Here is a 21,626-nt window from a genome sequence, read left to right as displayed (position 1 = left end):
TAGGAGTAAGTATCCCATTCCCAGTCAGTAACAAATTTGGCAAAACTGTCAACTTCTCGAGTTTTTAGATTCACAAAAATATCGATCAATTCATGATTTACACAATCACATAGCCATTGATCCTGTTGTAATAAGGCCAGCGCTCTAAACAAGCTCCTAGGCACTACCTCCTGTTGTCGTGCTTCATCGTGGTAAAGATCAGTGGTGATCACTTCCGGTGGTTCGATTTTGTTTTGAATTCCATCCAATCCTGCTGCAAGCATGCCGCCTAAAGCAAGATAGGGATTGGTTGCTGCGCTGGCAGCTCGGACCTCCACACGTGTGGACTTGCCTCGTTCCTGCGGTATCCGGATATAAGTGGTTCGGTTATCATAACCCCAGCCGATATAAATGGGGGCAAAGGAATCAGGCTGAAAACGTTTGTAGCAATTGACGGTGGGTGCCAGGAAGGCCGTTAAGGACAGGGCATGTTTGCAAATGCCGCCTATGAAATATTTCATAATCTCAGCGATACCATCGTCTTTGCTGGCATCACCAAATACGTTTTGGCCGGTTTCCAAATTATTAAGGGAGATATGAAAATGACATCCGCTGCCGCCGTCAGCAATCTTAGGTTTTCCCATAAAGGTAACCATCATATTGTTTGATTCAGCAATATCTTTACTAATACCCTTGAATAACGTTGTTTCATCAGCGCAGCGAAGTGCTTTAGCGTGTGACCAGTTATACTCGAACTGACTAGGATAATATTCATGGTTCATATAGAGCACATTAAAGTCCATTCTTGTAAACGTTTTAGTCAGTTTCGACAAGAAGTCGAGGGGGTCACTGCGTTTATTGCTCGTATAACAATTAGCCGGCTGGTTGGTGTATGGTTCAATACTGCCATCAGGCTGTTTCCTATAAACGAAAAACTCAAGTTCGCTGGCAGCGATCGGATCCAGACCTAGTTTGTGATATTCCTGGATTATGCGCTTGAGAAACGCCCTGGGCGATTGTTGCATTGGTTGACCGTGATAGTACATATCTCCCAGCAATAACGCGGTTCTTTTTTCATGGGGCAAAACAACAAAAGTCGATGGATCGGCAACAACCTTCATATCATCGATGGTTTCCAGAAATCCTTTGCTTAGGGAAACACTGTTATCAAATCCAATACATAGGCTGCCTGCACCAAAACTGATCCCATTCTCAAATACTTCGTCAATCATTTCCACGGGCATGAGTTTCCCACGGTTAATACCCAATATATCTGTGTATTCCAGGCGAATCATTTCAATATCGTTTTCTTTAATCAAATGTTTAATGTCCTCAAAGGTATGTATTATACTGCCGGTAAAACTATCGCGAGCCATAGAATCATCTCCTTTGAATTCAATCAAATTGCTTTAACAGTTGGCTGTACCAATTCCAGGGATTCTTCAGCGACCGGCCCGCCCTTGAGAACTTCCTCAATTGGCACTGCTTCGAAAATGCCTTTCTTCATCACGAACTTGACCCAGGCAACGGAATAGACCGTCAATATTAGGAGGGCAATACCGAAGATCTTAAAAATTAGCTTTTTAGCATCCGGATCCGAACTGATATTGGCGATCATGTACAGGCAACCGATTATTCCAAGCACTTGAGGTAACCCTAGCAACACGAGTTTTCGGTTTCTTTCCATGGCCGGGTATCGTTTGCGCAGAACCAATACATTGATGTGGGTAATGATGTAAGCAACCAGCCAGAAACAAGCACCAGTCAGAATCACAGTAACCAAATCACTCGATGAGCCCAGTCCAGATGACACGGTTGCTATGATTATAACGCTGAGCAGAATGATACCGGCGTAGGGAACATTATGCTTGTTTTCGACTGCAAATAAATCGGGAAGCATACCTCCTTGAGCCATTCCGGCCATGATTCTGGTGCAACTGGCCAGGACGGTATTCAGAGTACTGACAACTGCGAAAATTGTCACAAAGCCCATCCAATACTTTCCGACAGATCCCATAAGATTTTCAGCAAATAACATATGCGGCATGGGTGCGCTGGCCAGATCGGAGAGTACAACATAATGAGTCATACCTAAACCGAGAAACATCTGGACCACGAACAAGATAACCAAACCAATGACCATCGCGAGAAAAACATCTCGTTTGGGGTTCTTCAAGTCATTGGAAATCGGAATGACAAATTCGATCCCGATAAATAACCAGAATGCCAGAGCCGAAAGTCCGGCTAGTCCGGGAACATCGGTGATTGCTGGTGTTGTTTGGGCGGCAGCAGTTACCACTTGACCTGTACCTAAGTCGAAAAAGCTGATGAAGGCCATCACAACTAGTGACCCAACAAGCAGCACGACGGACAGGTTTTGGATTTTGGCAAACATGTCAATCCCCCGAATATTCGTAATCAGTAAAAGGATCGTTAAGACTGCGCTGGCCAACGCCGGGTTCAAACCGGGAAAAAATGTCTGGGTGAACACGATGCCAAACATAGCAGCTTCGGCACTCGCTGCAAAAGCCATGCAAAGTACGTAGGCAGAGACGTTGGAAATGATTGAAGGAACCGGTCCGAGCGCGGTTGCCGTATACTGACCGAGACCGCCCTCAACATTAGGCATCAGGGAATGAAGTTCCGTAAAGGAAAAAGCGACAAATACGTTTAAGATAACAGCGATTGCTAGAGGCAAGACAAAACCTGAACCTGCTAAACCTACTCCAGTTCCCAAAGATACGAGACAGCTTGTGGCGACAATCAAACCGATACCTGTTGCTGTAGCACTAAATAAACCTAATTTCTTTGTACTTCTCATCTCATTTTCCTCCCTTAAAAATACAAGGACGCAACCTGAATATTATTCAAATATCGCCCTTGTTATTTGGTAATCGAAGCGATCATGATCAAAGCGTTGAGCAAGAAGTAACCTTCATTTAATCTTCATAACCGTACCTCCTTTGCAGATAAAGAAAACTTGGCGGGCGCCCACGAAGACACTGTCTTCGCACGGATTAGCCTTCTTGTTAGCCTCGCGAAGGCAACCGCCTTAGTTGCACTTATGCTTCCAGAAAGTATTTAACGAAGTTACTTTCTGACTAGTATAAAGAAAACAAAGGCGCTATCTGAATCGACCGAAATCGATTCAAATAACGCCTTTGTCATTTGAAATGATGAACTAATTGCTATCATCTTAATATGTCGCCAATATTTTGTCAATAACAAATTCTATATTTAATTATGCCAACTTTTTGCCAATATAGGATTTCTCTTTCCTTCCCTTTAATAATTATTTGAGCATTTCGATTAACCGCTTAAACTGTTTATCCGTCCATTCTTTGCTCTTGCAAACAGGAGGTATCGCCTTCCATAATTCATCCATATAGGTGTAAAAGCCATTCACAACGACAATTTCACGACAATACATGCGGCGTGAATATTTTTCTGAGTTCCAGGCGACAACCAGGCTGTCATCCTGTACAATCATGCTGATCTGGGTTGTAATCAGACCTAACGAGGAAAATGAGGTTAAGGTAATCGAATAATCCTTGGTGTGTTCGATGCTGAGCAGATGTTCAAGTTGCAAACGCAAGTGTTTTTTAGATACTAGTATTTCTTTACCACAGATGACGGATAAATCATAATCAATTAGGCGTTCCTTATAAACCGCCGCTTCAATGGCATCTAAATCATAAATTTGGAGATATTGACACCGCTCTCGGATAGCTCGTGTTTTTCGATTGGCTTCGAGACAGATATTTATTATTTCTTCTTCTACCTGGTTTTCCCTGAGAATACTGGTTAACAATTCCACACTCATATTTCGAAATGTAGGGACAGGATTTAACATGTAGGTTAACTGTCTGGACTTCAAGTAACGATCCAGAATTTCAAGCATGTTCAAAACGTCAGAGCTATAAATTGTTTCAATCATTTTCTCTGATTTCATTAAGGTGGCCCGAACACTTTTTTCCCAAAAGCTGACGGTTGCTTTATCCTTGAAAAGGATATTCTGATGCTCGTCTGGATAAGAGTCGATGGCCAGGCTGTTTAAAACCATTTCATTGGGTAAAACAAACGTGCTCATTCTTGTTTCTCTCTTAAAGTAATCAGGAAAACGCCAGACCTCCACATTCTCAGACAGATACATCGGCAACCAACGGAAAATTGCCAGATAGGGCCTGGCCTCATCTGTAGCACAGTCAATGATTTTTATGGTATGTCCATACTTGGCAGCGTTAATAAATAACCTCATGAGGCGCTCAATTCTGGCCTGATCTTCGATGTCAAAGTTGATATCCCGGTAATCAGCAAGTAAAATTTCTTGACCAGGCGGAACTCGAAGTGTATACTTCCAGAATTCTTCCAGAGACTCCTCAATCCCTAGATACCCAGTATAGACGATTGACTGAGTTAGGTATCCGTTAACCGGATTTTGGCTGTTCAAAGGCTGCAGTTTTAGGATATCTGTTTCATCGGAATCTTGTTCCGTGAGCCAAATACGCAAGGCTTCGATGAGTTGCTGGGAACTATCGGTATTTAAATCCGGCATAGAAAGCCTGAGAAGTTCAATAATTTTGGTGTGTTTATTCTGCAAAGGGCTTTGCAAAAAATATTCAGCAATCTGACGGGAGTATTTTGATTTATAGGTTAACTTTCTTTGATTATTTTTCCACTTGCTAATATTGGTGATATCAATCACAAGCTCATTAGCAAGTTCCCTTCCCGAGATCTCCAACAACTTCATTAAATATCCCAGTCGTGATAGATTGGTTTCCATGAACGTACCTGTCCTTCTACCCCTAGGCGGTTAAACTATCAGTCGCGGTATTATGCCTTGATAACCGACCCACGTTTTTATTTTATATCTATTATAAAGGTATATTCTAGGCACAGCAAATGTTGAAGTTTAGAGAAGGCGCGGCGATAGTTCAAAGGTGATTAACGCACTGTAAACGTTGTCTCAGAAATTTGGCGATCAGCCGGAATAAAATTATAGCCTCCGATCGTTGCTTCAATTCCAAGCCTGTACGTGTGGCCCGTGGCCAGCATTGAACTGGGTATAGTTAAACTATTCCTGCCGATCTCATGATCTGAGAAACCATCTCCTGACTGATTAATTGTCAAATCTTTAAGAAGGTAACGATATGAAACAAGCAACATGCCATAACGGTCTTTCCAATTAGGGTTATCCCAGGTTATAGTTAAATCTTTTTTAGGTACAATTGCTTCGTTGGCAGGAGAAGTAATCGTAGGTGGCTGTAACGTATGAATCATCACGAGCACCCCGGATGAAGGGTAAAAACCTGCTTGAATATACCACTCCTTGTAACCAGGCGCCAAGCGATCAGTTCCAGTGGTTCCTGCAACCGATATGCGACAATCGTTTCCTTCAGTAAAAATTGACGCTGACAACGTGTAAGTGTTTACGTCACCAACATAAGCCCAGAAGACGACCCCGTTTTTGGAATCACTCACTCTGACAAGATAATTCGGAGTTGAAAGCGATGACCATTTAAGGGTTAAATCTTGCTTGGGATAAACGCAGTCGTCCCAGAGTTTATCCAAGGAACCCCCATTTTCATAGGGTCCTTTGAGACTGGGGTCGGGATTGGAAGCCCCTAAAATTTGTGGTTCGGTCACTGTTGGAACGTAAGCAGGGGGCATTGAAGGAATAGGCGCAACTGTCGGCGGAGAAGCATTCGGGATATGCATCGCAGGATGACTTGGATCCAAGGTATCCGCAATCGACTCCATCACTTTATCAGACACAACGCCCGTTCCCCCTAAAACCATCATTTCTCTAATCCGTCCGATATTAGATTTTAGAAAGTTATCAGCGACAGTCGGCAATACTTTGTTCACAAGGACAATCGGACTTTTAGTTCGAGCCGCCAAAGCTGAACCTGCTAAAGCGTCAGGAAAGTTCTCTCCTGTGGCCACAAATACCGTATTCAGATCGGCGTTCATACCTTTGGCAATGGCAATAGCCGTAGCATATTTATCCATGCCTGAGAAACGTTCCATCCCCGGGAGTTGGTTGGCAACCTCAGTACTAATAACGGCAGTTCCTCCAACGACCGTTGTCTTCGACACTTGCAACACTTGGAGGGCGTCCTGTGTAAAACTGGGCAGACTGTGCGTTTTAGTCAAGAGAATAGGAATATGCTGAAACGCTGCTAACGAGGACACCGCTAAGGCATCCGGAAAATTTTCACCATAGGCTACAACGGCTTTGCCGGGAGCAGCTAGGTTCTGTTCTTTTAAATAGCGGGCAATCATTGCCGCCGTTTCATATTGATCATAGCCGCCAATCCTGATAACGTTTTGATACTCAGCTTTTAACGTTTGCTCAATTTGCGCTGATACAACCGCCCGGCCTCCCAGGATGAAGATTGTCTTAGGCTTCAAGCGTTGCAGTTCATCAAGCGTTGCTGCTCTTAATTGTTGGGAGTTGGTCAGAAGAATAGGGGCATTGACAGCTGCGGCTAATACCGTCCCTGGCAACGCATCCGCATAAGATTTTTCATTGACCAGAATCGCTGCTTCTGCGCCATACGCCCAGCCAGTCTGGGCAATCTCCGAAGCGGTATCCGGCGCAGCCTGACCCGCTTTGCGGAAGTACTCCGGAGTTGGTGGGGATGATATTGCCTCTGGTATGGAAATGTGTTCGGTGATGCCCAGTCCTAATTGTCCAGACGCATTATAGCCCCAGGACCTCGTGCCCAGTGTACCACAGAGCGCATGATATCCACCGGCAGATATACTTTGGTCCACTACAGGCACGAGAGGCATATTTTTGATCTGTACAGGGGTCGACTCAAATTTTGCAGCGCTGCCATCGCCCAATTGATTAAAATCATTGCGTCCCCAGGCTTCTGCAACGCCTTGATTAGTCATGGCCAAACTGAATTGGTTCCCAGCAGAAATAGCCGTAACACCTGATAAGCCCTTAACTTGCGTGGGTACCGCACAATAAGCGTCAGCACTTCCTGTACCCAGGATACTCTGACTATTGTCACCCCAGGCCCATACCCCTCCGTCACTCTTAAGCGCCAGACAGTGAGTCCATCCGACAGAAACAGTGGTAACATCTGATAGTCCTGGCACGAGAACCGGTGTTGATTGGTTATTGGTTGTACCATCTCCCAGTTGACCGTCTTGATTATTACCCCAGGCCCAAACTTTGCCATCGGCTGTGATTGCCAGGCTGGTGTCTCCTCCGGCAGCAATCTTGGTCACCTGACTTAAACCTTTAACTTTTACTGGGGTAGAGCGTTCCTTCAATGTGCCATCCCCTAATTGTCCGGAACTGTTATCTCCCCACGCCCACACAGAACCATCGCTTTGGACAGCTAAGCTGTGCCGTTCTCCCGCTGCTATGCCGACGATATCGCTGAGTCCGTTCACCGTGGCCGCCGTATTGCGGTTTGTAAACGACCCGTCTCCAAGTTGACCGTGGTCATTATTGCCCCAAGCTGCCACACTTTTGTCCTGTAATAACGCCAGACTATGAGTCCCTCCTGCAGCAACCGAAGATGCCTGGCCTTTTAGCCCTTGAACACGGACCGGGGTCGATCTCTGAATATTGGTTCCATCCCCTAATTGTCCATAGGTATTGCTTCCCCAAGCCATGACATATTCCCCGGCAGACAAGCTATGCGAGTCCCCTGCGCTAACTCCCCCTTGAAAAGTATTGAAAGGAAGTGAGACTGTAAAATCGTAGGTATAGTCCGGCAAGGTTAAGCCATCAAGATCCATAAGGTTGGCAAGGTGCAAAGTATAATGCTGACCCAGTGACAAGGGTGCCACTGTCTTAATAAGCATTCTACCCAAGTCAGGACCTTCTTGGGTTAAATCTAGAGCGACTTCTTGGCCCTGATCATCTCTGAGGGTGACGTTACCCTGAGTGTTAAATGTCGATTGAAGCATAGGTTTTGTAAAACGAATCGTGATTGCATACGGCTCGCTGTAGAGTGTATTCACCAAGGATACATTACCAACCGTAGCCGCCATGGGGGTTTTATCTGCGAAATTTTGACTAGGCACGAAATGATTGTCCTTAGTACCATCGCCCAGTTCGCCATTCATGTTATTTCCCCAAGCCCAGACTGTGCCGTCCGTTTTGAGCGCGAGGTCGTACCAACCCAGACAAGCAACGGCACTATACGTTCCACTTAGCCCCTGCACTTGCACCGGTTGGGGAGTGACTGTATTCATAGACCCGTACCCAGGCAGCGCATTACCCCAAGTCCAGACGGTCTGATCCTGGAGTATCGCCATAAAATTGTTTTGTCCGGCAGCTGCTGACACAACATGGCTAAGCCCCGGTACTTGAACCAGAGTGTATTCAACATCATTGCTTACCGAGCCATTGACACTGAGCCCCAACTGCCATAATGAGCCATCCTGCTTGATCACAGTTAAAGAAAATCCCCCTGGAATTAGGGATTTGATATTACTAAGCCCCGTATTGATCGGCAACCATTGATCTTTGCTTAAACCATCTCCCAGCTGACCTTGATCATTCAAGCCCCAAGCCCACACAGTTCCATCGGACTTGATAGCATAACTGGAATGGTAATTAGCGGCAATGCTGACAACACCACTCAGTCCAGAAATTTGAACCGGAGTTTTTCTGTCGTCGGTAGTCCCATCTCCTAATGCTCCGTTCTGATTCGACCCCCAAGCCCACACCGTTCCGTCATTTTTGAGGGCCAAACAATAACTATAACCTGTCGCGATCGCAGAAATTCCGCTGAGACTTGGAACCGGCGCTGGGCTATTCCTGTTAGTAGTCGAGCCATCTCCTAGTTCACCATATTGATTAGATCCCCAGCTCCATACAGTCCCATCATTTTTGAGGGCGAGGGCGACATCACCCCCGGCACTAATCGCTATAACATCAGTCAAATTTTTTGCTTGAACAGGAACTAACGCCGAGTTTGAATCGGCGTCATTATTTCCCAAGGGACCAGTTCCCCATCCCCAAACCGTACCGTCGCTTTTCATAGCTAAGGCATAAGCCTCATTAGCGCTAATGGCGGTAATCTTGGCACCTGAAGCATAGGCCGTTTGCGGAAGAACCATGATGCTGGGTAGAGAAAGAGAACAAAGCAGTGCGACTATAGTCAAGACCGCCGTGAAACTGGCTTGAATTCTTCCATATCTGAAATCTTTGTCTTTGCTATTATGTTTCAAATTTTTCTTCCTCCTGCAGGCCGACGTCAACATGTGAACTCGTTCAACTAAAGTTGAACATCGAGTCTTCGGTGGGGGAGTCTACCTCCTTCGCCGCCAAGTGTTCCTATTGGGAAAAGGCGGCTCGGCGAAACCCTCCACTGGAGGCTTTCGTCACCGAAGCAGAGTACGGGGTACCACTCCCACTTGTAGAAGTGGGAGTCTCACTATTGGATGAAAATAAAAGGATAGAGTGAGCATTACCTATGGATTATAGATGATATCGACGGAACCTTGATACTGCGTAATGTCACCCGATTCACTGAGAGTCACAGTGACGTGATTAACTCCCGGAGTCAAGGCATTCATATCCTTTTGTATTGCCCTGTTTATATTTTCTCCGTTGTAATATCCCGAAGTATAACCTAGCGATGAAGTTATTCTAACATCAGCGTTTAGGAACGTAGCGAATTTGGGAACATTCCACTTTAGAATCACCGGTTCGTTCCCTGTTACTGTAATATTATTGGTGGGTGACACAATCTGAAGCGGTATGATGTTAAGAGGTGGCGGCGAAACGATACTCGGATCAGCTTTTGGGGCATTAACAGTAATTAGGTCTCCGTCTCGCAGGAGGTTATCAACCTCTGCTCGGACAAACATATGATATTGACCATCGGATAAAGGATAGAGTTGGAAGCTTGTCAAGGTACCGGTATGGAAAAAACCTACTCCTTGAGTTATAGAACCGTCTTCTCTATAGACACTGATACTGTAATCTGTCGCCCCCGCGACGGGTTTCCAAGTTACAGTAAGAGGATGGTTCGGGTCTATTGTTGAGCCGGTGCTTGGAGTCAAAATATCTGGGGTGTCGCTCATGGGCGAGCTTGGGATCATCGTTATATCCAGAGAGCCTTGATATAAAACAGCGTCGTCGCTCTTTAGGGAAACGGTGACATGGTTTTTTCCTTGATACAAATGTTGAGAGATATCCTGCCCGTTCTGGATGGGAAATTCAGTGATAATATTACCTTGAATTAGGACCTCAGCATTGAGTTTGCTGGCATCAGATGGATCGTTCCATTGGAGTGGAATTTGTGTCCCGAAGGAAAACGTGGCATCAGAGCCCGGGGAGGTTATGACCAAGGGGGAAATGTTAGGACTTTTTCCGATCTGAACCTGAATTGGAGGCATTGATCCCAATCCAGCAGAGCCAACATCGGGATCGATCGGCATTTCATAGTGAACTGTAATAACATAATGATGACCCGTAGTCGTAATACGGTATTTGGGTAAAGTAAACGTTTGAGTGCCAGCCGGTATATTTGTAACCCAATCGGCAAGGTAGGGCCAGGGATTGTCCAAATCATGGACTTCTACCGTATATCCGGTTGCCCCAGGAACTGCAGCCCATGTGACAGTTACCTCACCATCATAGTCCAATACCGCCCCATCCTGTGGTGCAGTAATCTTCAACGCAGGATTTTTGTTCTCATAAGACGACAACTGATCTAAAGTTTCCTGATTAACCACGGCTTTTCCACCTAAGGCAATGACATTTAGGGAAAGGTTTGTTTTGGCATAATTCAGGAGAGCGGGATCCATCGTTTTAGCGGTAAGAATGATTGGCGCCGCATCCAGAGCCGCTAAGGGAACCCCGGCTAGGGCGTCGACAAGGGTTTCGCCGTTAGCAATATAAACAACTTGGTTTTTTAGTTTATCGGCGCACTTTTTAAGGACGTCCAAATTAGTATCGTATTTCGTATTACCATAGTACCGTTGTTGATTGCCAGGGAGGCTGTTCTTGACCTCATCAGAAACCACGGCTGTCCCGCCAATTACATAGCTATTCGTAATTGAGCCACTGAGACTGTCCACATAGTCTTTCACCTTGGCGGGAAGTTCATTTTTCGTTGTAGTTAAAATTGGTGTTTGTTCGGAAGCAGCTATCGAACCGATCGAAAGTGCATCGGCAGGACTAACCCAACCGGCCACAACGTAGAGTTTCGTAAACTTATCTCCCAGCGACTGCATCTCTTTGGCAATATTCACAGCCGTTTCATACTGGTCATAGCCGCCTAATTCAACAGGCGTTACTCCCATCGATTTTAGTTCTTCCAGAACTGCCGGTTTAATGACGGCCAGTCCACTCGTTATATAAGCTTTTTGGGGTTTCAGGCGGGTGATTTCAGCCTTAGCAAAAGGGTTTAACTGATTTCCGCTGTCCGTTAAGACAAGGGGGGCCATTAGCATAGCCGCCAGGGGACCAGCCGACATAGCGTCAATAAGGTTGGGTTGCGTTCCAGCAGCAAGAACAACAGCATAACTAGTTCCCTTCCAACCGGCTTCAGCTATTTTAGCGGAAGTTTCATACTGGTCTATTCCCCCGAAACGGGAATCAGGTTTTCCTAAATCAGTAGCTTGCAACGTATTTGTATTCGTTTCGGCCAATACATTTACTGGTGCAAAAATTGTAAATAACATTAAACTAAGAACAATTAGGATCCCTAATTGTCTTCTGTTTGATCGTTTCACTACCTTCCTCCTCGTTATGAATCATTATTGCAATCACAACGAATTAATTCGATTTTTTGTTTTACTTTTCCTTTGTACTCTAGATGGTAATACTTGTTAAATCAATCGCCAGGAAAGGTCTCAACAAAAACGCTTCGTTACGCATAACGTAGTCTCACACATCAATTCACCTTTTTCATATTTCCAATCCATGTCTTTCCTCCTAATCAACATCAACAGCCTGAAAACAGGCTGAAAAGTCCTCGCGATCCATAATATATAGAAAGTATAGCTAGGAGGTTGCATTCGGCGAAAAACGCAAACTAGAACAATCAGAATTTAATTAATGAGTCCATACATAAAGTGAACCGAAACTGAAAACTATATCCTCACACAACATGAAAGAGCCCTCCCATAGTAGAGTAAATTTCTACTTTGGGAGGGCAACCATTTTTCTGCCAGAAAAATAAACATTAGGCCATACGTGTCAGTTTAAAGGACGGAGTCTTGAAAATTTACACAATGTATTATTTAAAGTAATCGGAGGCTTCAACGCACGAAAGCTTCTATTACATTTTGTATGTCTAACATTGCCGCCACTGCCGATTAAACTTCCCAGGGCTTTGAAAGCCTCTTTATCCTTGTACTTTTCAAAGAAGACTATTTCAGTTGGGTCATTCATGACCACATGGGGTATGTACATCAAACAATCCTCTTCGTTAGAAAGAACCTTCTTGGCAATTGAGTACAAATTTCGGTCACTACGGCCTCTTTGCCAGGCTTTACTTTTAAGGTTGCCAGTAAAGTAAACAATTCCACACAACTCCTTTGTTTTTTTCACTCGGAACACTGAGTATCCGCCTTCGAAACGCCGATTTATGAATTTACTCTTCTTTGTAGATATTCAACACGAGGCAATTTTTCTTTCTAAAGAAAAAATAATTACCACATTTAACCACGTACCTATGAATTCTCCAGAAATTAGCATGAGCGATTAGGACGTGAGCATCATGGGTGAAAGTTTCTGAGCGGGAGGGGCTTACAATTTAATATAGGAATTCTTTCTAGATGAACTGCTCACTATCTTTATCCACAAAATGGTGTAAAACAAGGAGAAATAGAAGGAATCTAATCGATCACCAGCCCAAGGAGTAAAAAACCGTGTCGTAATCCATACATTTAAGTTCATGGAATCACCGGTTGTTAAATTCACCATGGGAATAAGCCAAAGCGTTTTACAGACTATTTGAAAGCCTACATAAACAAAGATTGGGTTACTTCCTAGAATCATTAAGGGCTTAAATAACGCCTTAAATCCAGCCACATCGATGACCAGAAATAACATAGAAATCGTTAGATATGCTATCCCGGCAGTGATTAAAACATAGGAGCTCGACCATAGATTTTTATTATAAGGAAACCATCGTTGGATTATTGAAGCAACGATTATTGTGACAACCCCATAAATGAAAATAGTGATAAATTTCTTACGAGCCTTATTATCTCGGTTGAACAAGATGTTACCAGCAATTGAACCGAAAATTGCCGTAGCGATGGATGAAAATGTCGTTAAAATGCCTTCAGGATCCCAATCCGGGGTATATAAATGCCCTTTCAAAAAATATAAATCAATAGTCTGGACGAGGTTCTTATAGTCTGGAAATGAGTACTTAATCAAGAGTACTGAATAGACGGAAATAATGCTGAGTGCTAAACTGCTCTCAACAATTATTTGTAGGTAACTCTTTTTCACAGTGGCCTTGACGATTAACTCTATAATCCCGGTGCAAAGATAAGCAATCGCTATCCGCTGTAGAACTCCGGGTATTCGTATTATGGATAAATCATATACTGGAAACCCGTTTAACAAAATCCCAATACAGAATAAACCGATACTTCTGATGAGTATATGGTTGAAAATGCTTAAGTTTGACTTTCCCTCTTTGATACGCTTATCAACAGCATAAGGGATAACCATCCCCATGATTAACATAAAGAAGGGAAATGCTAAATCTGCGACAGTATATCCATTCCAGGCTGCGTGTCTTAATTGTGGGTAGTTACGTAGGGGGTTTCCCGGATTAGTGACAATGAGCATAATTGCGACTGCGATACCTCTGAAGACATCAATACAATTTAAGCGACCAAATTTGCCCTTTTCTTCAGGGGCAATTGAATTTTCCATGTCATTAAGTCCTCCGCTTTCTGTAATTATTTCCATTTTAAGGGCTATAGGGACTATATAACCGTTCTATCAATTGTTCTTTGGAAGGGCGAACCGACCTTTTCAGCAGGATCAACCTTTATGCTAGGCTCTCTTCCGGCAATGCTAATGGTTCATAAACTGCTAATGATTCTCCTGTAGTGGATCCCTTGGAAGACAGTTGAATCCTTTGTTTCTTTTCGTCTTCCACAATAAAATTGCCTACTATGATATACTGCTTCAATATATCGCCCCCTTGTCTGTGTTATAGACTTAATACGAACTTGTTAGCTTAAACCTCCTTTATTGGCACATGGAAGTCATTCTCCAGCAATGAATATTTACCTTTATTTTGAGTCCGATAACGTCATAGACATTATTAACACTTGTACTTTTGTGATTCCGCATTTACCAAGATCAGGATTCATAGCCTAGTTGGTAATCGCAAACCTACACTTTGGATAATCGTTATACCCTTAAAATCTCGCGCTTGATCTGGACCAAAGGCATCACAAAAGAGCTCATCAAAGAGATCTTCGGATACTACAAAGGCTTCCCTTCTGCTAAATCTTTTTCTGTCAATTTGATTCAACCCCTCAATCGTCGATAACCTTCTTTAAGCAGCAGTTTATCTCGGAAAGCCCCTCTCTTTTCAATTATCAAATTTTTCAAATTATTCTCTTCGGCAAATAAAACAACAAAAAAATGTTGCAGCTATTACATAAAATAGATCCCTTCTTCTAAGTCAAGAAAGAATCTATTGTCTATTACTTAAGAATTTTCACATAATACTTACACGTCCTAGGACCGTCAAACTCACAAAAATAAATACCCTGCCAGCAGCCTAGGAACAATTGGCCGTCATAAACAATGACAATTCCGTAAGGAAGCCACGAACAAGGCTGTAACAAAAAATTGTACCTTATCCAATTATCCTAAGAATTATATCCTTCGAAAATACTCCTTCTGGCAAATTACCGTTTATGTTAAACTTAAGATTATCAAGATACCACCAACACCCTATATAGCAAATATCATTCGAGTACAGGTGAGAAAGAATATCAATTTCCGTAAAAATTTTAAATAAGATGGAGATGACGAGCTTGGATTCAAGTCAAACAGTTCTCCTACGCCAAAACTTTGACACAATCCAACCAGTACTGGACAACTTTAGCGCCCTACATCAGCTTTGGTTAAAATTTGTCAGCTGCAGCGGAGATTATATCCTTACACCAAAAACTAAACCTCAAAACAATTTCTGCCGACTGATTCGTGCTCACCCAGAAGGTCTGCAAAGATGTAGGGCTTCCGTGCGTCAGTGCGTGCATCTCGACCCGTATCAAGCCCATCTTTTTCCTTGCCATGCGGGCTTGTATATACTCGCAGTTCCCCTTCATGGTGAGCGGGAATTCCTTGGAGCCCTAGCGACAGGAGAAATCAGGATTAATAACATGTTAAATGATAGCAGAGAAATCTTAAAGAGAGTCCGAGACATGAATTTGAATGAGGTAAAACTGCTACAATTTTACGAACAGATGCCTATCAAAAAGCATGAAGAAATGCTGATTCTTGGTACAGCCCTTCATACCATCAGTAACAATTTTCTTAAATTAGGGATTACACACGGTAATAACCTCATTACGCAGAATCATTCCGGAGAAAGAGCCAGAACCGAGTGTTCTTTTAAGGATTATCCGTTATCCCGGTCTAGTCAGTTGGTTCAACAGGCAATGGTATATATTTTACAAAATTATGTTCAACAACTTACTCTTGAAGAAGTAGCCAGGCAGGTTCATCTGAGCCCAACTTATTTTTCTTATCTCTTTAGTAAAGAACAGAAACAAACCTTTTCGAATTTCTTAATAACAACCAGGTTAGAAAAAGCCAAGGAACTTTTAAAACAAAATCCTTCCGTATCTATATCTGAAATATCCCAGCAAATTGGATTTAAGGACGCCAACTATTTTTCCAGGGTTTTCAAGGAAATAATCGGTATCCCTCCTGGCCTCTACCGAAAAAACTTATTGGAAAATGAATCTCGGCAAACTTCGTAATAATATCGGCCTTAGGGACCGGTATTTTTCTTTAATTAATATTCAAAAAGTAATCCAGAATAATAGAAATAATGTGCAGAGAAAGAAATGACAAAACCAGTTAAAATACTTTGCAGGGGCAAAATTTATATTCGAGAAATGGCCAAACAAAGCCCCAAGGAAGGTGTTATAACGATGAATATACCGCTCACAACGAATAAATTCCCAGGGGTAATAAAGAATTTTTCCCCTACCTGGTTTGCTTCCGTCATGGGAACGGGAATCTTCGCTGTCACAAGTAAATACTACGCCTGTTATTGGTCATTGCTGAACAACGTTGCGGTATTTCTATGGATCATCAATATCGTTCTCTTTCTCGTCCTCATAGTCCCCTGGACCTTGCGCTGGATAATATTTTACGACAACGCACTCAGGGATCTCAAGCACCCCGTTACTGGGCAATTTTACGCCACCTTGCCCATCGCCTGCTTAGTCTTGGCGGCAGACTTTCTTTTGCTGGGATCAGGTTATATTGGAGCGGCTTTAGTGGTGAAAATTGCTCAAGGTTTATGGATTACTGGAGGAGTTCTCTCTCTAGCCACAGCTTTCATCATTCCGATTCTTAATGTCTTGAATACAATAACTATTGAAGACATTAATCCGGCGTGGTTTATGCCCCCGGTGAGTTTAATTGTGGTTCCCATTGCCGGAGCTAAACTGATTCCGTACTGGCCACAGTCCTTTCAAAAGTCATTGCTCATACTTAATTATGCATCTTGGGGATCTGGTTTTTTCCTCTTTATGTTGATTGCGGTCATTTGCATCTATCGATTTTTCGTGGTTCCTCCCCTGCCCGGCTCTTTAATTCCTACTATTTGGATTTATCTGGGTCCAATCGGGGCGGGGACAATGTCACTGCTGAACTTAGGGTCCGTTAGTGCACCCTTTTTAGGCAGTCTGGTAACACCCACTCTTAATCTTTTCGGATTGCTTTACTGGAGCTTTGGTTTTTGGTGGCTGATTGCAGCTGGTGTGATTACTATTATGTACATCCTTAAAAAGAACCTGCCCTATGCTTTATCGTGGTGGGCCTTCACCTTTCCCCTCGGCGCTTATACAGGTGCTACCTATTTAATTTCTGTTCTTTTTCAGTCCGAGGCTGTCAGGCTCTTTGGTTTCCTTTGTTATTGGTTACTGGCATTTTGCTGGATCATGGTATTCAGTAATACCTTTGTTCGAGTCTGTACCGGTGCGCTTGATTTAAAAGAGCCGTAAGTTTTAATATTGAATATCCTGCGATTCGTATCTTGCCATAATCCCGCTTGCAGCAACAGTTTGTTAAGTTCATTAAGGTATTCCATTTCATAATTAAGTTTTCGTTTATGCCCAAATTGTAACAATCTTGTAATAAAGGGACATGAAAAAAAGCCTATACCATTTTGGTACAGGCATAAACTTTTATAGGTTTTTGATCTATATAATAAGAAACATGTGATCTATAGTACCTAAAGAATTATGATCATTATATTCCATCCAGATTAGTCACTAAGCCTCTTTTCAATTTTCTCAAGCAAATTCTCAAGTGCGATGATATATTTTTCTTGTATGTTATAACATATCTCAATAGCCAGATGTTCATTGTAGATGTGTGCAGTTGAATTTCTGTCATTAAGCATGGCCAGCCACAATTCATCCTCTTTAATAAGCTCTGCCGCAAAGGCCTCTCGTAATACCATCTTCGGAGAATTTAAACCTATTAATCCCTCATCTTCAAAGACTGCCTTTAAGGTTTTCCAGGCAAGCTCAAAGGTAAACTCAAAACGCTGTATTACCCCATCTCTTAATAGATCATCAGTTCCATTATATTTGACGATCCCTTCTTTCAATCTGGAAAGTGCATTCTTGAAATTATTGACTTTTATGTTTGGTTCGCTCATATAGAAGTACACCTTCTTTTTTGATATTCTCCAATAATTTAGGGTCAATGTTTTCATTAATAAATATGGTGTCTATTTTAAAGAGTGTATTAAGATCTTCAATATCACTGGTCAATCGCCCAGTGCAATTAGACTCTGGCAATAACAAAACCGCTAGATCAATATCGCTTACAGGCTTATGATCCCCTCTTGCACGTGACCCAAAAAGAACGATCTGTTCTACGGCATAATTTCGACCAATTTCTCGGATGCTTCGAATTAACCCTTCGTCTATATTAAAAGCCATTCATGAGCCTCCTCAAAAAGCGTTCATTTGTTCACCATATTATACCACGGTATTGAGGGCAATCAAACGTTCAATGCACACTATATGACCCTTAACTCCATTTTGTCCGCCTTCTTTAAACTCGGAGAAAAAATACAGATCCTTTCTTATCAGACTAGAAAGGACCTTTTCATAACTGATATTTTGATTTCTGCAGCATTTTGTTAAATCCTACCTGAAGGCTGGACAAAAAATGAAAACCCAAGTGAAATAGCCTGTGATTATAGCGTTAATTAACAATATTAATTTTTAGGGAGGGTAAGATGAGAGTAAAGAGAAAAACCACGACATGATCTATGTTATCACGTCGTGGTTAAAAGTAACTTAAAACAAATAAAATAAATGTTGTTTCTTCTTGATTGTGATTTACATCTGAGTAAACAGGTTGAATATTGTTTCCATTCGTTCCTTTTCGTTGTTTGTTGTTTGCTTCGTTGATTTAGAATAATCATTTTGTGGCGGAGTATTAAACAGTGAATTGTCACCAATCTTAGCGGCAGTGAGGATTGGTGCTAACCAAAAGCAAAATGAGAAATCATATATGAGAGATTACTCCAAGCATCTTTTGGTTTTACCTTGTTACTACTTAAACCACTAAGAATAGTTGTGATGATTGAACCAAATGTAGCTCCAAAAAATAAACCCTTGGGAACTAGTTTATCTCGTCCAAAAGTAGTTAACAGTTTTACCACGGATACTCCACCGACCATGCTTAATCCGATATTCATCATTACTCCAAGTATTTGTCCTGGCCATTTATCAGCTTGTCTACGGGAAGATAGCCACACTCCTGCTCCTGTCGTTCGAAAAGATCGTTGTGAAATCTTCACCCTTGATGAGATAACATCAAGGATGGTTAAAGCTATGAAGCCGACAATACCAGATATCATGCCAAGATAAATGCGATTGTTTATTTTCCTCATTAAATATCACACTCCCTTCTCTACAATTTGCTTTAATATAAATTAAGATACTGGGAAGTTATGTTATTAAAGTTGTGAAATATCACTATACGTGATAACAGAGACATACGCCATGTGAATTAGTCTCGGAAATATAATGAAATCGGCAGGAGAAATATCATGTAGTCCCCACGTGAAATACCTCGATTATTAAAGTTTTGTACTCCAAAATGTAACGGCCTGATTCAGCAGATGCTTTAAGTTCGATCAAGCTAGTGGAGATTAAATCAAGAGATGAGCAGATTTATACAAATATTACATTCCAAAGAATCGAGCTCCAAGGTATACAACCATTCCCAAGAAGAAAACATACGCAAAACAGAATTTTAGAGTGGCCTTTAATATTTTGCCTTCAGATCCAACAATTCCAGTTGCTGCAGTAGCAACAGCAATACTTTGGGGAGAGATCATCTTACCGGCTGTAGCCCCACCAGTATTTGCTGCTGCTAACCAGTAAGGACTCATGTGCAAATTGTTTGCCACTTGAACCTGTAAGGGACCAAACAAGATATTTGCCGATGTGTCACTGCCTGTAACAAAAGTTGCTAGGGCACCCATGACAGGGGCAATGATAGGGTAGAAACTTCCTGTGGCTGTTACAAGCACTACTGCAATGGAAGCAATCATTCCGCTATAACTCATAACCTTCGCCAGAGCTACAATCCCCAAGATGGTTATGGCAGATTTTATCATCTGCTTACAAGTTTTGAGTAGTACATTAAAGATTTCAAGAAACTTTGCACCTTGAATTAAGCCACCAATAAACGTTGCAATAATGATAAGGGTTCCAGGATTTGCGATCCACAAAAATGAATCCGGTTTAGCGTGAGGACCTGTGTATATTTTAAATGTTGTTTCAATGGAGGATAATGGTCCTTCTATGCCCGGGAATAAGGAGCTTGTGAGCAGAACAAACAAAAGTACCAGCATGAAAGGCACCCAAGCAAGGAAGCCTTGTTTTAATGAAATGTGCTCTATTTCTGAAGTAGTATTCTTATAAAATACTTTTGCTATCACGACCGTCACTATAATACAGATAACTGAGCCGAGGAGTGCCGGAAGCGCTGCACCCATATAACGAGCTATTAGAACTTCGGGAATTGCAAAGGCTAACCCAGAAGCAAGCGAAATAAAGAAAACACCCTTTACAGCTTTGACACTTTTACCAGTGAGCATTACTAATATTATGGGTAATATGATAATAAAACCAGCTAATTGAATCCCTACTGAGTAGCTTAAGGTTGATGCATTAAGTCCTGCTACCTGAGCTAATGTTGTTACAGGTAAACCGATGGCCCCAAATGCGGTTGGGGTAGTATTGGCAATCAGACATATAATTGCCGCAAATACCGGATCGAAGCCTAGCGCAGCCATAATACTTGCAGGTATTGCAACTGCAGTACCAAAACCTGCTATCGCTTCAAGAAATCCTCCGAAACCCCAAGCCAGAATCAAGACAAGAATTCGTTTATCGGTAGTAATACTTGTCATCATTTTCTTGATGACTTCCATACTTCCTGTATAAAGCGAGAGATTGTATGTAAACACTGCTGCTATGATGACGATAATAATCGGCCAAAAGGCTATAGCAAATCCTTCAAGAGTAGCGGTAAGAGCTTGATTAATGGGCATCTTCCAAACTAAAACAGCGAGCAGGATGGTTATGAATAATGTAATTGTGCAGGTTTTATGACTTGGCAATTTCATAACCCCAAGCGAAATCATTAGCCATACTATTGGGATTAGAGCCGTGAAAAATAGTACATATAAGTTCATAGTATTTCTCCCTTTATTTCAGTTTAAAAGTCTCATTTCGTATTTTCTAGAATAATTAGAGGATATACACTTAGCTTAAAATTTAAATTATTCACTTTTTCTTGACAAATTAACTGTTCATTGAATCCCCCCAAACATTTAACATTAAGCTAATAGCAGGTCTGACCATCATACCAATTTAAATAATAGCACGCGACTCGCACTTGTTCAAATTTATTAATTTACTGTTATTTACGAGCCTCCATAATTGGCAAAAATCTTAACATTCAAAATAAAAACTACATTTGGTGTAAACAAACAACCCAAAGACTGTCCTCAATCATCATATTCCTCTCTATTTAAGCTTTTTCATTATCTATGGGTGCTTAGAAGAAAAAGATTTGCTGCATTTCTACGACATAGGCCAAAATCGATAACAGAATAGACAGAAGAAGAGGCTACCATACAATGGTCATCTCTTCGTCTGTCTATTGCTATTGAACTTTCCTCCTATTTCTCTGCATTCTTTGAGTAAGCCAATTGAAAATTTCTTTAGCACAGTTTACACATAACATAATCCTGCTTTTTTCTGCCAAACCCTGCCAGCAGTTATTCTATTTGTATAAATGATAGCAAACAAAAGATTGCAAAACCTGCGATAAAATTCACTCTCACGAATGCGGATAAAAAAACGCCAACCGAGTCTTTCAAGTCGGGCTAGGCGGGCCATGCTCC

Annotated in this window: 14 protein-coding genes and 1 pseudogene; 2 read left to right on the top strand and 13 right to left on the bottom strand. The window is 42.1% G+C overall.

All coding sequences use genetic code 11. The features are described 5' to 3' along the window. From DOT_RS01070 to DOT_RS28150, 9 genes and pseudogenes are all read right to left on the bottom strand, one after another. Window positions 1-1,355 (bottom strand): glutamine synthetase family protein (locus DOT_RS01070; protein WP_009612948.1); only part of this gene is annotated, 1,355 nt, incomplete at its 3' end. Between the two features lie 23 nt (window positions 1,356-1,378). Beyond that, window positions 1,379-2,800 (bottom strand): APC family permease, encoded by a 1,422-nt coding sequence (locus DOT_RS01065; RefSeq protein ID WP_009612947.1) that lies wholly within the window; start codon window positions 2,798-2,800, stop codon window positions 1,379-1,381. A gap of 471 nt (window positions 2,801-3,271) precedes the next feature. Next, a complete protein-coding gene (locus tag DOT_RS01060; protein WP_009612946.1) occupies window positions 3,272-4,762 on the bottom strand; it encodes a hypothetical protein in 1,491 nt (496 codons plus the stop codon). A gap of 161 nt (window positions 4,763-4,923) precedes the next feature. Next, the gene (locus tag DOT_RS27615; protein ID WP_009612945.1) at window positions 4,924-9,183 is read right to left on the bottom strand and encodes a cell wall-binding repeat-containing protein; all 4,260 of its coding nucleotides are present in this window, start codon (window positions 9,181-9,183) and stop codon (window positions 4,924-4,926) included. A 243-nt stretch (window positions 9,184-9,426) separates the two neighbouring features. After that, window positions 9,427-11,697: a cell wall-binding repeat-containing protein gene (locus DOT_RS27610; protein WP_009612943.1), complete on the bottom strand. Its 2,271-nt coding sequence runs from the start codon at window positions 11,695-11,697 to the stop codon at window positions 9,427-9,429. 466 nt (window positions 11,698-12,163) lie between these two features. Then, window positions 12,164-12,517 (bottom strand): antibiotic biosynthesis monooxygenase, encoded by a 354-nt coding sequence (locus tag DOT_RS29450; RefSeq protein ID WP_242833736.1) that lies wholly within the window; start codon window positions 12,515-12,517, stop codon window positions 12,164-12,166. A 198-nt stretch (window positions 12,518-12,715) separates the two neighbouring features. Beyond that, window positions 12,716-13,897, bottom strand: coding sequence for a DUF5009 domain-containing protein (locus DOT_RS01040; RefSeq protein ID WP_083823879.1), 1,182 nt, complete (start codon window positions 13,895-13,897; stop codon window positions 12,716-12,718). 82 nt (window positions 13,898-13,979) lie between these two features. Continuing rightward, window positions 13,980-14,123: a hypothetical protein gene (locus tag DOT_RS30125; protein ID WP_009612932.1), complete on the bottom strand. Its 144-nt coding sequence runs from the start codon at window positions 14,121-14,123 to the stop codon at window positions 13,980-13,982. Window positions 14,124-14,646: 523 nt separating this feature from the next. Then, window positions 14,647-14,754, bottom strand: a pseudogene (locus DOT_RS28150) (YjbQ family protein); the annotation flags it as partial. 228 nt (window positions 14,755-14,982) lie between these two features. Between DOT_RS28150 and DOT_RS01035 the strand changes: the two are divergent. Together DOT_RS01035 and DOT_RS01030 are read left to right on the top strand one after the other, a co-directional pair. Next, window positions 14,983-15,933 (top strand): PocR ligand-binding domain-containing protein, encoded by a 951-nt coding sequence (locus tag DOT_RS01035; RefSeq protein ID WP_040410880.1) that lies wholly within the window; start codon window positions 14,983-14,985, stop codon window positions 15,931-15,933. Window positions 15,934-16,020: 87 nt separating this feature from the next. Beyond that, entirely contained in the window at window positions 16,021-17,187 is a 1,167-nt protein-coding gene (locus DOT_RS01030) for a C4-dicarboxylate ABC transporter (protein ID WP_009612928.1), read from the top strand. Between the two features lie 263 nt (window positions 17,188-17,450). Here the strand turns inward: DOT_RS01030 and DOT_RS01025 are convergent, their stop codons facing one another. The 4 genes from DOT_RS01025 to DOT_RS01010 all read right to left on the bottom strand — a co-directional run bounded on the left by DOT_RS01025 (window position 17,451) and on the right by DOT_RS01010 (window position 20,912). Then, window positions 17,451-17,849, bottom strand: a complete 399-nt coding sequence (locus DOT_RS01025) for a nucleotidyltransferase substrate binding protein (protein ID WP_009612927.1) — start codon at window positions 17,847-17,849, stop codon at window positions 17,451-17,453. Continuing rightward, a complete protein-coding gene (locus DOT_RS01020; RefSeq protein WP_009612926.1) occupies window positions 17,821-18,135 on the bottom strand; it encodes a nucleotidyltransferase domain-containing protein in 315 nt (104 codons plus the stop codon). The genes DOT_RS01025 and DOT_RS01020 overlap by 29 nt, the downstream gene beginning before the upstream one ends. Window positions 18,136-18,686: 551 nt before the next feature. Continuing rightward, window positions 18,687-19,097 (bottom strand): hypothetical protein, encoded by a 411-nt coding sequence (locus DOT_RS01015; protein WP_009612925.1) that lies wholly within the window; start codon window positions 19,095-19,097, stop codon window positions 18,687-18,689. Window positions 19,098-19,391: 294 nt separating this feature from the next. Then, the gene (locus tag DOT_RS01010; protein ID WP_009612924.1) at window positions 19,392-20,912 is read right to left on the bottom strand and encodes an L-lactate permease; all 1,521 of its coding nucleotides are present in this window, start codon (window positions 20,910-20,912) and stop codon (window positions 19,392-19,394) included. Window positions 20,913-21,626 lie beyond the last annotated feature (714 nt).

It is taken from the genome of Desulfosporosinus sp. OT (genome assembly GCF_000224515.1).
In the GTDB taxonomy this organism is placed as follows: domain Bacteria; phylum Bacillota; class Desulfitobacteriia; order Desulfitobacteriales; family Desulfitobacteriaceae; genus Desulfosporosinus.
The sequence above is the reverse complement of the archived record's forward strand: the minus strand, read 5'-3'. Positions and strand labels throughout refer to the sequence as shown.

Excerpts from the sequence above, each read along its gene's own strand:
- DOT_RS01065 (WP_009612947.1), bottom strand. The coding sequence starts at position 2,800 with ATGAGAAGTACAAAGAAATTAGGTTTATTTAGTGCTACAGCAACAGGT.
- DOT_RS01060 (WP_009612946.1), bottom strand. The coding sequence starts at position 4,762 with ATGGAAACCAATCTATCACGACTGGGATATTTAATGAAGTTGTTGGAG.
- DOT_RS01040 (WP_083823879.1), bottom strand. The coding sequence starts at position 13,897 with ATGGAAATAATTACAGAAAGCGGAGGACTTAATGACATGGAAAATTCA.
- DOT_RS01030 (WP_009612928.1), top strand. The coding sequence starts at position 16,021 with ATGACAAAACCAGTTAAAATACTTTGCAGGGGCAAAATTTATATTCGA.
- DOT_RS01025 (WP_009612927.1), bottom strand. The coding sequence starts at position 17,849 with ATGAGCGAACCAAACATAAAAGTCAATAATTTCAAGAATGCACTTTCC.
- DOT_RS01020 (WP_009612926.1), bottom strand. The coding sequence starts at position 18,135 with ATGGCTTTTAATATAGACGAAGGGTTAATTCGAAGCATCCGAGAAATT.
- DOT_RS01015 (WP_009612925.1), bottom strand. The coding sequence starts at position 19,097 with ATGAGGAAAATAAACAATCGCATTTATCTTGGCATGATATCTGGTATT.
- DOT_RS01010 (WP_009612924.1), bottom strand. The coding sequence starts at position 20,912 with ATGAACTTATATGTACTATTTTTCACGGCTCTAATCCCAATAGTATGG.